The organism is Dietzia sp. UBA5065 (genome assembly GCA_002415925.1).
Classification (GTDB): Bacteria; Actinomycetota; Actinomycetes; order Mycobacteriales; family Mycobacteriaceae; genus Dietzia.
Window position 1 is genome coordinate 1 of the sequence record DIAZ01000039.1, and the last position, 13,689, is coordinate 13,689.

The 13,689-nt window shown below is 71.7% G+C and carries 11 protein-coding genes; 6 read left to right on the plus strand and 5 right to left on the minus strand.

The features are described from left to right. Nucleotides 1–166 precede the first annotated feature (166 nt). Nucleotides 167–529, plus strand: a complete 363-nt coding sequence (locus tag B4M60_RS02850; RefSeq protein WP_291080102.1) for an RNA-binding S4 domain-containing protein — start codon at nt 167–169, stop codon at nt 527–529. Nucleotides 530–542: 13 nt separating this feature from the next. On the opposite strand, the gene treY is transcribed toward B4M60_RS02850, so the two are convergent. The 3 genes from treY to B4M60_RS02865 are packed head-to-tail and all read right to left on the minus strand — an operon-like array spanning nt 543 to nt 7,356. Then, the gene (treY, locus tag B4M60_RS02855) at nt 543–2,993 is read right to left on the minus strand and encodes a malto-oligosyltrehalose synthase (RefSeq protein ID WP_414646716.1); all 2,451 of its coding nucleotides are present in this window, start codon (nt 2,991–2,993) and stop codon (nt 543–545) included. Nucleotides 2,994–2,996: 3 nt separating this feature from the next. Next, the gene (gene glgX, locus B4M60_RS02860; protein ID WP_291080106.1) at nt 2,997–5,141 is read right to left on the minus strand and encodes a glycogen debranching protein GlgX; all 2,145 of its coding nucleotides are present in this window, start codon (nt 5,139–5,141) and stop codon (nt 2,997–2,999) included. Between the two features lie 55 nt (nt 5,142–5,196). After that, nucleotides 5,197–7,356, minus strand: a complete 2,160-nt coding sequence (locus B4M60_RS02865) for an acyltransferase family protein (RefSeq protein WP_291080108.1) — start codon at nt 7,354–7,356, stop codon at nt 5,197–5,199. A gap of 138 nt (nt 7,357–7,494) precedes the next feature. Between B4M60_RS02865 and B4M60_RS02870 the strand changes: the two genes are divergently transcribed. Then, a complete protein-coding gene (locus B4M60_RS02870) occupies nt 7,495–8,103 on the plus strand; it encodes a hypothetical protein (RefSeq protein WP_291080110.1) in 609 nt (202 codons plus the stop codon). On the opposite strand, the gene B4M60_RS02875 is transcribed toward B4M60_RS02870, so the two are convergent. Further along, nucleotides 8,024–8,761, minus strand: coding sequence for an NUDIX hydrolase (locus B4M60_RS02875; RefSeq protein ID WP_291080112.1), 738 nt, complete (start codon nt 8,759–8,761; stop codon nt 8,024–8,026). The genes B4M60_RS02870 and B4M60_RS02875 overlap by 80 nt on opposite strands. Before the next feature lie 72 nt (nt 8,762–8,833). On the opposite strand from B4M60_RS02875, the gene nadA reads away from it, so the two are divergent. The 3 genes from nadA to B4M60_RS02890 all read left to right on the plus strand — a co-directional run bounded on the left by nadA (nt 8,834) and on the right by B4M60_RS02890 (nt 11,389). Next, complete coding sequence (gene nadA, locus B4M60_RS02880) at nt 8,834–9,919, plus strand: quinolinate synthase NadA (protein ID WP_291080114.1); 1,086 nt, start codon at nt 8,834–8,836, stop codon at nt 9,917–9,919. Then, entirely contained in the window at nt 9,916–10,779 is an 864-nt protein-coding gene (gene nadC, locus B4M60_RS02885) for a carboxylating nicotinate-nucleotide diphosphorylase (RefSeq protein ID WP_291080116.1), read from the plus strand. Before nadA ends, nadC begins: the two co-directional genes overlap by 4 nt. 85 nt (nt 10,780–10,864) lie before the next feature. Then, nucleotides 10,865–11,389, plus strand: a complete 525-nt coding sequence (locus tag B4M60_RS02890) for a hypothetical protein (protein ID WP_291080118.1) — start codon at nt 10,865–10,867, stop codon at nt 11,387–11,389. Between the two features lie 28 nt (nt 11,390–11,417). Here the strand turns inward: B4M60_RS02890 and B4M60_RS02895 are convergent, their stop codons facing one another. Beyond that, nucleotides 11,418–12,599, minus strand: a complete 1,182-nt coding sequence (locus tag B4M60_RS02895; RefSeq protein ID WP_291080119.1) for a zinc-dependent alcohol dehydrogenase — start codon at nt 12,597–12,599, stop codon at nt 11,418–11,420. Nucleotides 12,600–12,753: 154 nt separating this feature from the next. On the opposite strand from B4M60_RS02895, the gene B4M60_RS02900 reads away from it, so the two are divergent. Further along, the gene (locus B4M60_RS02900) at nt 12,754–13,473 is read left to right on the plus strand and encodes a serine/threonine protein kinase (protein ID WP_291080120.1); all 720 of its coding nucleotides are present in this window, start codon (nt 12,754–12,756) and stop codon (nt 13,471–13,473) included. Nucleotides 13,474–13,689: the final 216 nt, after the last annotated feature.

Consider the following 13,689-nt stretch of genomic DNA (forward strand, 5'->3'; position numbering starts at 1 on the left):
GCCCCCAGCCCCCAGCCCCCAGCCGAAAGATCCACCTATCGGATTGCGATCCACATATGGGCCTCCGTGGGTGGATCGCAAACCGATAGGTGGATCTGTGAGGCGGGCGTCGGCGCGAACCGGGCGCTGCTGCTGTGGCCCGCCGGGGCGGGGTTATCCTCGGGACATGGGTGTGCGGGTCGATGCGTGGACGTGGTCGGTGAGGCTGTTCCCGTCCCGGACCAAGGCGGCGGCCGCCTGCCGCGGCGGGCACGTCAAGGTCAACGGCGAGGCGGTGCAGCCGTCGAAGGTCGTCGTGCCCGGGGATCGCGTCCAGGTGACCGGCACGCTCGGGCGGGTCCGCATCCTCGAGGTGGTCCGGACCGTCAACAAGCGGGTCGGCGCGCCGGTGGCCGCGACCTGCTACATCGACCACTCGCCCCCGCCCCCGCCCAAGGAGGTCCTGGCGTCGCAGCCGCGCCGGGAAAGGGGCGCCGGGCGGCCGACCAAGCGGGAGCGGCGGGAGACCGACCGGCTGCTCGGGCGATAGGCCCCCCAGCGCCTCAGCCCCGCTCGCGGACGATCAGCACCACCGGCGAGAGACCGAGCAGCTCGCCCAGGTCCACCCGGCCCGAGATCCGCGCCCCGTCGGGCCGGACCGCCCACGTGCCCTCGGGCAGGAGGGCGACGGTGCCGCTGAACTCCGTGGCGGCCCTCACGGCGGTGCGGCGGCGGGCGAGCATGCCGACCGCGGCGCGGCCGTCCACGGCGCGGGTGAACGCCACCACGTCGGAGGCGGCGGGCCCGTGCACGGGGATCGGGACGTGCGCTCCGCGGGCCATGGCCTCGGGGTGCTCGCGCCGCAGCCGCAGCAACTCGCGGACCAGGGCGAACTTGGGGTGGCCGAGCCGCGCGACGGCCCCCGACCGCAACGGGCCGAAGTCCACGAACCGGCGGTTGTCCGGGTCGACCAGCGAGTCCTCCCACACCTCCGTGCCCTGGTAGACGTCGGGGATCCCGGGGGCCAGCAGCTGGATGGCCTTGGCGGTCAGCGAGTTGTCGCGCCCGGCGGGGGCGATCCGCTGGACGAACGCCGCCACGAGCCCGGCCCCGGAATCGAGCAGCGCGTCGATCCACGCGTGCGCAGCGGATTCGAAGTCGGCGTCCTGGTCGGTCCACGTGGTGTGGACGGCGGCCTCGCGCAGCGACTTGTCGGCGTAGGCGTGCAGCCGCGACCGCAGGTCCTCGGACGGCGCACCGTGGTCCGGCCACACCCCCACGATCACCTGCAACAGGAAGTATCCCGCGTCCTCGGCGGGCGGGGGGAATGCCTCGAACACCCCGGCGACGAACACCGCCCACTCGTCCGGCACCTGCGACAGCACGGAGATGCGGGCGCGGACGTCCTCGCCGCGCTTGGTGTCGTGGGTGGTCAGCGCCATGAGGGTGAGCGGGTTGGCCACGGCCTTCTCGGCCATCGCCAGGTGGAAGGCCTCCACCGGGATGCCCATGCGGCCGGGGGAGCCGCCGACCTCGTTCAACGAGACCAGCCGACCGAGCCGGTAGAACAACCGGTCCTCCTCGGCCTTGGCGGTGGCCGCGCCGGTGACCTGCGCGAGCCGCACGGAGGCCTCGCCCCCACCGGCCACTGCACCCCCACCGGCCAGCGCGCCGCCCACGAGCCGCAGCGCGGGCGCCAACTCGGGGCGGGCGTGGTGCAGGTCCTCCAGGATCGTGGGCAGGGTGCCCCGCAGGACGGGGTAGTCGGCGCGGTAGAAGGGCGTCCGTGCGATCACCGAGACCAGCGTCTCGCGGAGCAGGGCATCCTCGACGTCGTCGCTCGTCGACACGTCGTGCCCCGCGGCGGCCTCCCGACGCACCGCACGGGCCAGCCGCCCCAGCTCGGGGGCCAGGTCCTCCAGCACGATCTCGCGCTTGAGCGCGGCGGACTGCGCGTGGACCTGCGACTCGTCGCCGGGCCCGCCGCAGTACCGCTCGGCCAGCTCGGACAGTCGACCCTCCCCGCGGCGGTCCACCAGGACCTGGTCGATCAGCCGCAGCATGTCGTAGCAGGTGGTGCCGTCGACGCCCATCGCGGGCTCGAGCACCTCGCCGGGGGCGAGGATCTTCTCCACCAGCAACCACCGGTCGTCGCCGGCGAGCTCGCGGAGCCGGCGCGCGTAGCCGACCGGGTCGGCCAGGCCGTCGGGGTGATCGACCCGGATGCCGTCGACCAGGTCCTCCTCGCACCAGCGGCGCACCTCGGCGTGGGTGGCGTCAAAGACCCCGCGGTCCTCCTGCCGCAGCCCGGCCAGCCCGGTGACGGTGAAGAACCGCCGGTAGCCCAGCAGCGGCTCGCGCCAGTGGACCAGCTGGTAGTGCTGGCGGTCGTGGACCTCCTGCGGGGAGCCCCCGTCCGTGCCTGGGGCGAGGGGGAACCGGTGGTCGTGGAAGCCCAGTTCGGGGTGGCCCGAGTCGGTGGCCGAGGGGGGGACGACGACGAGGTCGGCCACGTCCTCCGGCGCGCCCAGGACGGGAAGCGCGATCCGACCGTCCGCCCCGTTGGCGGGATCGGTGTCGAAGTCGAAGAACGAGAAGTGCGGCGAGTCGGGGCCCCGCCTCAGCGCGTCCCACCACCACGGGTTGGCCGACGGGTCCTCGACGCCCAGGTGATTGGGGACGATGTCCACCACGATGCCCAGCCCGTGGACCCGGCACGCCGCCCGCAGCGAGCGCAGCGCCGCGATCCCGCCGAGGTCGGGCGAGATGCTGGTGGGGTCCACCACGTCGTAGCCGTGGGTCGAGCCGGGCGTGGCCGTGAGGATGGGGGACAGGTACACCGAGCCCACGCCGAGGTCGGCGAGGTAGGGCACGAGCTCCTCGACGTGGGCCAGGGTGAATCCCCGGCCGTCGGGGTCGGAGGCGGGGGTCCGCAGCTGCACCCGGTACGTGCTGGACAGGGCCTCGGCCCGCCGGAGCGGCCGGGTCACGGCGGAGGGGTCCACGGGGGCCATCCGCTAGCGGAGCTTCCGCAGGACCACGGTACTGCGGTCGGCGACGGTGATCGTGCCGTCCGACCCCAGCTCGTCACCGCTCTGGCCGACGTGGCTGGCGGTGTCCAGGACCACCTGCCAGGCTTCCGCGAACCCGGTGCCGAGGAGCGAGAACTCGATGGGCTCGTGGTGGGCGTTGAACAGCATGAGGAACGAGTCGTCCACGATCCGCTGGCCACGCTCGTCCGGCTCGTGGATGCCCTCGCCGTTGAGGTAGACGGCCAGGGACTTGCCGAACCCGGAGTCCCAGTCCTTGTGGGTCATCTCCGAGCCGTCGGGGCTGAACCACGCGATGTCCTGCGGGTCCTTCTCGTCGCGGAGCACCGTCCCGAAGAACCTGCGCCGGCGGAACACCGGGTGGTCCCGGCGCAGGTGGACGAGGCTGCGGGTGAACTCGAGGAGGTCCTGCTTCTCCTCGTCGAGGTCCCAGTCCATCCAGGCCAGCTCGTTGTCCTGGCAGTAGACGTTGTTGTTGCCGTCCTGGGTGCGGGCCATCTCGTCGCCGTGGGCGATCATCGGCGTGCCCTGCGACAGGATCAGGGTGGTGAGCATGTTGCGGCGCTGGCGGTGACGCAGGTCCTGCACGTCGGGATCGTCGGTGGGCCCCTCGATTCCGCAGTTCCAGGAGCGGTTGTGGCTCTCGCCGTCGTTTCCGTCCTCGCCGTTGGCCTCGTTGTGCTTGGAGTTGTAGCTCACGAGGTCGTTGAGCGTGAAGCCGTCGTGCGCGGTGACGAAGTTGATCGACGCCGTGGGACGGCGGCCGGTGTTCTCGTACAGGTCGGAGGACCCGGTCAGCCGCGACGCGAACTCGCCCAGGGTGGCGGGCTCGCCACGCCAGAAGTCGCGGACGGTGTCGCGGAACTGCCCGTTCCACTCGGTCCACAGGGGCGGGAAGTTCCCCACCTGGTAGCCGCCCTCGCCCACGTCCCACGGCTCGGCGATGAGCTTGACCTGGCTGACCACCGGGTCCTGCTGGACCAGGTCGAAGAACGAGGAGAGCCGGTCCACGTCGTGCAGGCCGCGCGCGAGGGTCGAGGCGAGGTCGAAGCGGAAGCCGTCGACGTGCATCTCGAGGATCCAGTAGCGCAGCGAATCCATGATGAGCTGCAGCGAGTGCGGGTGCCGGACGTTGAGCGTGTTCCCGGTGCCCGTGTAGTCCATGTAGTGCTGTTCGTCGCCCTCGACCAGCCGGTAGTAGGCCTGGTTGTCGATGCCACGGAAGCCGATCGTGGGGCCGAGGTGGTTGCCCTCCGCGGTGTGGTTGTAGACCACGTCGAGGATCACCTCGATGTTGGCGTCGTGGAACGCCTTGACCATGGCCTTGAACTCGGTCACCGCGTCGCCGGGCTTGTCGGCGAACGCGTACTCGTGGTGCGGGGCCAGGAAGCCGAAGCTGTTGTACCCCCAGTAGTTCTTCAGCCCCAGGTCGAGCAGGCGCTGGTCCTGCATGAACTGGTGGACCGGCATGAGTTCGATCGCGGTCACGCCGAGGTCGGTCAGGTGCTCGATGATCGCCGGATGGCACAGGCCGGCGTAGGTCCCGCGCATCTCGGCCGGCACCTCGGGGTGCTGCGCGGTCATGCCCTTGACGTGGGCCTCGTAGATCACCGTGTTGTGGTACTCGTGCCGCGGCGCGCGGTCGTTGCCCCAGTCGAAGAACGGGTTGATCACCACGGTCGTCATGGTGTGGCCGAGCGAGTCCTCGGTGTTGCGCTGGTCCGGGTCGTCGAGGTCGTAGCTGTGCAGGCTCGGGTCCCCGTCGTAGGCTCCGTCGAACGCCTTGCCGTACGGGTCCACCAGGAGCTTGGACGGGTCGCACCGCAGGCCCCTCTCGGGCTCGTACGGGCCGTGGACGCGGTAGCCGTAGCGCTGCCCCGGGGACACCCCGAGCAGGTAGCAGTGCCAGATGTTGCCGTCGACCTCGGTGAGCTCGATGCGCTGCTCGCGACCCTTCTTGCTGATCAGGCAGAGTTCGACCCGCTCCGCGACCTCGGAGAACAACGCGAAGTTGGTCCCTGTCCCGTCGTAGGTGGCGCCGAGGGGGTAGGCCGAACCGGGCCAGGCGCGGATGAGCTCTGGGGCGGACGGCTGCGCGTCATGGGGGGTCACGTTGTCCAAGAGTAGTGCCTTGCCACGACAGCGCGTGACGGGCGCCGTGGGGCGGTCACCACCAGCCGGTCGCGGGCCCCATCTGGCGGGCGAGTTCGCCGGACGCGGACCGCACCCAGGACCCCGAGAGGTGGTGGGAGTCGTGGTAGACGATCACGTTGCCCACCACGACCGGGCAGTCCCGGGCGTCGCACAGGCCGTCGGTGAGGTCGAGCAGCCGGACCGAGTCGATGCCGGCACCGGCGAGCGAGGCCGGGTTGATCGCCGAGATGGACCGCTCCCGGGGCATCCCGCACTCCTCGGGGGTGCCGCCGTCGCCCAGGCAGTCCCCGGCGCGGATCGGGCCCCTCCCGCGGTTCAGCCAGGGGGTGTCGCGGACGGCGAGGACGCCGATCCCCTGCTCGCCGAGCGCGCGCCACAGCTCGACGTATTGGCGCGGCGTCACGTCCGGCCCCACCACCCCGACCGGCCGGGTGGCGGTGGTGAACACGAACTCGGGGGCCAGGCCCACCAGCGCGGCGAGGGCGGCGGGGGTCCACTCCTCGCAGCTCTCGTACAGGCGGTCGTCGCCGTCGGAGACGGAGGCGTCGAGCGTGAGCGGGCACCCCATCTTGAGCAGCGTCACCACCCGGAAGCCGTAGTGCCGTCCGACCTCGTCGAGGCCGCTGATCCAGTGCTCGGCGTGGGACCCGCCGACCAAGGCGACGGTGCGGGGGGCGGTGACGTCGCCGTACACGCACATCTGCACCTCGGCGGAGGTGAAGTCGGAGATGCACTGGTCGATCGTGCTCACCGGGAGGTCGTTGGAGACCTGGAGGAGGGAGGGGAGGTATCCCACGTCGTCGGGGGCCCGGACCCCCTCGAGGAAGGCGCGCGCGCCGGGGTGGTCGGGGTCGGTGAGGGAGTCGACGTAGGGCACGGCCGAGCGGGAGGCGGACGTGGCGGTCCACCATCCCACGGTGCCGAGACCGGCCACGGCGGCGACGACGACGAGGGCGGTCGCCCGGACGAAGAGCCGCCGCTCGCGGGCCGAGCGGGACGGCCTCCCGCGGAGCGCGTCACGCTTCTGGGCCGCGGGCGTGGTGCGGCCGCGCGCGCGGCTGGCCATCCGCAGCGGTCGTTCGACGTACTTCTCCGTGAGGAGCGCCAGCACGACCGAGACCGCGACGATGCTCAGCCCCGAGACCAGGGTCACCTCGGCCCCCCGGTCGTAGGAGAGCCAGAGGATGAGCAGCGGCCAGTGCCACAGGTACAGGGAGTACGAGATGTCGCCCAGCCGACGGAACACCCGGGCCGACAGCAGCCATGTGACCGGGTCCCTGGACGGCGTGGCCCGCTCGCCCTGCGGGAGGTTCCCCCCGAGGATGATGAGCAGCGCCCCGCCGATCGGGTACCAGGCCAGGGGGCCGGGGAAGTAGGCCGCACCGTCGATCACGAAGCCGCAGCTGACGATCAGCGCCAGTCCCGCCACGGTGGTGAGCATGCGCAGCGGCCAGGGCAGGACGAGCACGACCAGCAGGACGGCCACGAGTCCGCCGACGAGCAGTTCCCACAGGCGGGCGACCGTGTCGTAGTAGTTCCACGGCTGGTTGACGGCCTGACCCCGGATCGACCACCACACGGAGGCGGCGGTGCCGGCGACCACCACCGCCACGAGCAGCCCCTTGGGGGAGCCGCGTCGCACCACGACCCGCCACAGCGCGGCCACCCCGAGGACCACGGTGAGAGCGATCACGTAGAACTGCCCCTGCACCGACATGGACCACAGGTGTTGCAGTGGGGAGATGGTGGCGTCGGCGGCGGCGTAGTCCGAGGCGGTGAGCGCCAGCGTCCAGTTCTGGAAGTAGAACAGCGATGCCACGGTCTGGTCGAAGATCGCCGTCCACTGGGTGGGGGGTTTGATCAGGACGGTCCCCACCACGGTCGCGGCCACCGTCACCACCAGGGCCGGGTAGAGCCGTCGGATCAGGCGCGTGAGGTGCGGGAGCGGGTTGAGGGGGGTGCGCCGGTCCGCCGCCCCGCGCAGGAGGGATCCCAGGAAGAAGAACCCGGACAGGGTGAGGAAGACGTCGACGCCGCCGGACACCCGGCCCATCCAGATGTGGAACACCACGACCAGCGCGATCGCCAGGCCGCGGAGCCCGTCGATGTCGTGCCGGTAGGCCATCTTCCCGGGGCGCCGGCGAACGGGCGCTGTCGGGGTGTCGGTGGCCACTGGCGGGTACGTCCTGACGGGTCGTCTGGTGTGCGGAGACGGCCCGATACTGCATACGGGCACACCCGGAGGACAGTGGAGCCGGGTCCGATTGAACCACAAACGGCCGGCATCCCCGGCGTTGGTACAGTCCGGCTCATGCTCCGCTCGTCGTCGTCACGCGTCGCCGGCACCGCGGTGGGGGTGCTCTCCCCGGCCCTCGCCGCGCTGCTGGTGTGGATCGCCGCCGCGCCCCGCTCGGAGGTGCTCTCGGTGGGTGACGGCAGGGGCCTGCGGCTGCCGGAGGCCGGAGCGGACGGCGGGACCCAGCTCCTGGTGTTGATCGTCCTGCTCGGCTTAGCCTCGGTGTGCGTGACACTGGTGCTGTGGAGTCGACATCCGGGTCTGCGCCGTCCGGGTGGGGTCCCCGCGTTGATGCTGCTGCCGGGGCTGACGTGCGCGGTCGCCGCCGCGGCGGCCTCGCCGCTGGCGGACCTGCTGGCGGCACCGCCGCGGGGCGCGGCCTACGGCGAGGTGGTGAGGCAGGCGCCCAAGGCGGGTGCGCTGTTCTTCGACCGGATGCTCTACGGCACCTCGGGGCCGTCGTGGGACTGGTTCCCGCCCGGTGCCGGGTGGCTGGTGTTCAACGCCATGATCGCCGGCTTCACGGTGGCGGCGCTCGCGCATTTCAGCCTGTCGCGGGACCTGCGGGACTTGCGGGACCTGCGGGACCGGCCGGTGGACGCAGGGTCGCGAACTGATCCGTGATCCGGAGCCGACGTTCGGCGAACCGGTACAGCGCGGCGGGGCGGCCCCCGGTCGGCCCGGGCGGGGCGCTGCGTCCGCAGCGGACGAGCTCACCGCGCCGGGTGAGGATCCGCTGCAGGTTGGTCGGGTCCACAGGGTGGCCGAGCGCGGCCTCGTAGTGCTGGGCGAGCGCGGACAGCGTGAACTCCCGGGGCGCCAGCGCGAACCCGAGCGTGGAATAGGAGAGCTTGGCGGCGAGCCGGGCGCGGGCGCGGGCCACGATCTCGGCGTGGTCGAAGACCGTGTCGGGCAGCGCGTCCACCCGGAACCACGAGGTGTCGGCGGGGATGTCCGGGTCGGCGTCGGAGGGCAGGACCCCGAGGAACCCGGACGCGAACACGCGCCGGCCGGGCACGCGCGCCGGATCGGAGAACTCGGCCACGGATTCCAGGTGGCTCAGCGATCGCACGTCCACCTTCTCCGCGAGTTGCCGGGTGGCGGAGGTGGCCAGGTCCTCGTCGTGGCGGACCTCGCCACCGGGGAGGGCCCACCGTCCCGCCGCGGGGCCCAGAGCGTGTTGCCACAGCAGCACGTGGAGCGCCGGGGAGGCTGCGGGCGGGACGGTGCGAACCTGGCCCACCACTGCGAGAACCTCGTGCCCGGTGTTAGACTCCGACATGTTTTCGATTGTAAGTCGAAAACGCGGCCGGTGCGGTATCGGCCCGCAGAATCAACCCGGGGAGGGGCAGCGATGAGTACTGCCACTGGACTCAAGACCACGACCGTGCCGCGTCCGGGCACCACCGTCGGACGGCTGGACTCGCCGCTGGCCGATCGCATCCGCCGCACCGAGCGCGGGTACACGGGCGTCGAGGCCGACGCCGAGTGGGCGGCCGAGATCCGTCGTCTCGCCGAGGCGCGGGACGCCGTGATCCTGGCGCACAACTACCAGCTCCCCGAGATCCAGGACATCGCCCACCACGTGGGGGACTCGTTGGCCCTGTCGCGGATCGCGGCGGCCGCCGAACAGTCCACCATCGTGTTCTGCGGCGTGCACTTCATGGCGGAGACCGCCAAGATCCTCGCACCGGACAAGACCGTCCTCATCCCCGACGAGGCCGCCGGGTGCTCGTTGGCCGACTCGATCACCGCCGAGCAGCTGGCCGAGTGGAAGTCCGAGCACCCCGACGCCGTCGTGGTCTCGTACGTCAACACCACCGCCGCGGTGAAGGAGCTCACCGACATCTGCTGCACCAGTTCCAACGCAGTCGACGTGGTGGAGTCGATCGACCCCGGCCGCGAGGTGCTGTTCCTGCCGGACCAGTTCCTCGGCGCGCACGTCCGCCGCAAGACGGGTCGCGAGAACGTCCTGGTGTGGGCCGGCGAGTGCCACGTGCACGCCGCGATCAACGGCGACCAGCTCACCGCCAAGTCCGCCGAGCACCCCGGCGCCGAGCTGTTCGTCCACCCCGAGTGCGGCTGCGCCACCAGCGCGCTTCACCTGGCGGACGAGGGTGCCGTGCCGGCGGACATGGTCAAGATCCTGTCCACCGGCGGCATGGTCGAGGCGGCCCGCGCCTCGGGCGCCCGCGAGGTCCTGGTGGCCACGGAGGTCGGCATGATCCACCAGCTGCGCAAGGCGGCGCCGGAGATCGACTTCCTGCCCGTCAACGCCGACGCCAGCTGCCCGTACATGAAGATGATCACCCCGGCCGCCCTGCTGCGCGCCCTGGTCGAGGGTGCCGACGAGGTTCACGTGGATCCCGCGACCGCCGCGGCGGCGCGCGGGTCGGTGGAGCGGATGATCGCCATCGGCAACCCGGGGTCGGGGGAGTGAGCGACGAGGCGTTCGACCCCGACACCCGCGCCGACGCCGTGATCGCGATCCGGCGCGCCCTCGACGAGGACCTGCGGTACGGCCCGGACGCCACCTCGCTGGCCACCGTCCCGGCCGACGCCAGGGCCACCGCCCGCCTGGCGACGCGCGCCGACGGCGTGATCGCGGGCCTGCCGCTGATCCCGTTGGTGCTGGCCGAGGTGCTCGGGGCGGACTTCTCGGTGACCCTGCTCGCCGCCGACGGTGACCGGGTGGCCGCCGGCGACGTGGTGGCCGAGATCTCCGCGCCGACCCGCGGGCTGCTGACCGCGGAGCGCACGCTGCTCAACCTGGTGTGTCACCTGTCCGGCGTGGCCACCGCCACCCGCGCCTGGGCCGACGAGCTCGCCGGCACCGCCTGCGCCGTCCGGGACACCCGCAAGACCATGCCGGGCATGAGGCTGCTGCAGAAGTACGCCGTCCGCTGCGGGGGTGGGGTCAACCACCGGCTGGGGCTCGGTGACGCGGTCCTGGTCAAGGACAACCACGTGGTGGCCGCAGGCGGGGTGGTGCCCGCCCTGGCCGCCGTCCGCGAGAGGTTCCCGGACCTGCCCTGCGAGGTCGAGGTGGACTCGCTCGGGCAGCTCGACCAGATGCTCGACGCGGGCGTGGACCTGGTGCTGCTCGACAATTTCCCCGTCTGGCAGACCCAGATCGCCGCGCAGCGGCGGGACAAGGTCTCACCCGGCACCCGCCTCGAGTCCAGCGGTGGCCTGACCCTGGACGCGGCGGCCGACTACGCCCGGTGCGGCGTCGACTTCCTCGCCGTGGGCGGCCTTACCCACTCGGTGGGCGTCCTCGACCTAGGTCTGGACATGTGACTCCCGGCCGCGATATGTGAGGTCCGCCGCACAGCGGCGTTCGGGTGGGGTGGACAGGGGTTGGAGCGGCGTAAAGTCGGGACCCATGACGGGCTTCTGGGACTCGGGTGTGACCAAGACAGCGGCGGAACGTCGCCAGCAGAGGATGGCGGAGGCGCGCCGCCGCGTGGAGTCCGGGGAGAACACCTCGCCACCACCTCCGCCGCCCGCCCCCGCGGCCCCCGCCCGCACCCGCGCGTCCCGCACCCCCAAGGCCGCCACCGTCGATCCCACGTCGTTCGCGGGCGCGCAGTTCGCGGTGTGGCGCAGCGTCCAGCACTTCTGCACCACCGACTCGGTGCCCGACGCCCGCGGCACCGACTTCGACCTGCTTCTGGCCTGGTCCGATTCCATCCAGCCGTTCCGTCTCCGCCAGCGGATCGTCGCGCGGCTGGACCCCCAGGGGGCGTGGCTTCCGGTCTGCTACGCCAAGGACGGTGCCCGCGAGCCCATCACGCAGGCCCAGGCCGATCGCTACCGCGAGGTCCGGCTCGGGGAATCGACGCTCTCCGGCGGCGCGCAGAAGCCGCTCAAGGAGTCCGACCACCCGGACGCCACCACCTCTCTCTGACCCCGCGATCCCGGGGGGCCAGTCGAGCTCACGGCGTCAGGATCATCTTGACGGCGCCGTCCTGCTTCTTCTGGAACATCTCGTAGGCCCTGGGCGCGTCCGCGAGGGGGAGGCGGTGGGTGGCGAAGTCGTCGACGCCGAGCGGGTCGTCGTCGGTGAGCAGCGGCATGATGTCGTCGACCCAGCGCTTGACGTTGGCCTGGCCCATCTTCAGGGTGATCTGCTTGTCGAACATCGTCAGCATGGGCAGCGGATCAGCGCTACCGCCGTAGACGCCGGAGAGCGAGATGGTCCCGCCACGGCGCACGATGTCGATGGCGGAGTAGAACGCGGCCAGCTTGTCGACTCCCGCGGTCTCCATCATCTTCCTGCCGAGGAACTTCGGCAGCATCCCCACCGCGGCGTGGGCGGCACCGGCGGCGGGCGAGCCGTGGGCCTCCATGCCCACCGCGTCGATCACCGAGTCGGGGCCGCGGCCGTCGGTCATCTCGCGGATCGCCTCTCCCACCTCCCCGGACACCCCGGCGGGATCGAGAACCTCGACGCCGCGGTGGGTCTGCCGGGCCCGCCGCTCGGCGACCGGGTCGACCCCGATGACGCGGTGTCCACGATGGGCCGCGATCCGAGCGGCCATGTCACCGATGGGTCCGAGTCCCAGCACGACGACCGTGCCGCCGTCGGGGATCTGCGCGTACTCCACCCCCTGCCATGCGGTGGGCAGCACGTCGGACAGGTAGAGGTAGCGGTCGTCCGCGTGCTCGTGCGGGACCTTGATGTGGGTGTTCTGCGCGTGGGGGACCCGCAGGTACTCCGCCTGGCCGCCCGCGACGCTGCCGTAGAGCTCGGAGTAGCCGAAGAGGGCCGCGCCCATGCCCTGCTCGCGGACCTGGGTGGTCTCGCACTGGGTGTTGAGACCCTTGCCGCACATGTAGCAGTGGCCGCACGAGATCTGGAACGGCATCACCACCCGGTCGCCTGGTCTGAGGTCGGTGACCCCGGCGCCCACCTCCTCGACGATGCCCATGGGCTCGTGACCGAGGATGTCTCCCTCGTTCATGAAGGGTCCCAGCACCTCATACAGGTGTAGATCCGAGCCGCAGATGTTTGTGCTGGTGATCTTGACGATCGCGTCGGTGGGCTCCTCGATCCTGGGGTCCGGGACCTCATCGACCCGGACGTCGCGCTTTCCGTGCCAGGTGACCGCCTTCATGCGGGGCTCCTCTCTGGTCGCGTGCGTGCGTGGTCACGCACGCAGGTGACGGTAACGACGAGATGGCCTGCCCGCATCCGCTGGCCCGGGGGCATAGGGTGACCGTCATCAAGATCTGGCAGGTCGGCCCGCCGACCCCGTGGAGGGCTGGAAGATGACCGATTCACTGAGCGGCAACGGTTGGGACGACGCCAGCCGGGGGCAGGACGGGCACCGCAACCACGCGAACTCCTGGGGTGATCCGGGTCAGGGTTATACCGGTCAGGGCTATACCGGTCAGGGCGGTGCGGGATGGGGCGGCCCCGGCTACCCGGCGCCACCGCCGACCTCCCCGCCCCGTAGCGGGCTCGTGTGGGCGCTGGGCGCGCTGGTGGTCGTCCTCCTCGTGGCGCTCGCCGGAGTCGTGGGGTACTTGCTGGCATCCAGCGGCGACGACGAGATCGCGGCCGTGCCGGTCCCGCAGGAGCCCGCACCTGCACCCGCGCCCGCACCCGCACCCGCACCCGCCCCGGCCGGGCCCGCCGGAGCGGCGACGGGTTCCAGCGGTGACCTGGGCCTGTCGATCCCCATGACCCGCCCGGCCTGCGACGGTCGCGGGATCGTGGTCCTGTACTCCGCCGTCACCCCGGGTGCGTACGCGCAGGAGATCTCCTCGGCGCTGGCCCAGTACCCGGGCGCGTCCTATCTCCGTACTGACATGGCGTGTCCGTCGCTGCGTCAGAGGGACGAGAACGGGAACGTCATCTACGCGGTCTACCTGCCGTCCGGATACACGCGTGGGGACCTGTGCGCGGATGTGCGCGCGGTGGGCCCGCCCGCGTACGGCCGGTGGCTCGACACGACGAGCGACCCGTCGGTGCTGGTCACCTGCTGAGCGGCGGAGGGATCAGCGCACGATCAGGGGGATGTGCTGCTCGGCAGGGGTGTTCGCGCCGTGGTGGCCGAGCAGCGAGGATTCGAGCTGCTCGTTCCGGGTCCGTGCCAGCACGACGCCGCCGGTCGCGACGGCGATGACGTCACCGAGCCTGGCCGCATGGTCCCGACCCCGACCGAAGAGGAGCTCGTCGAGCGCTGTCTCTTATACACATCT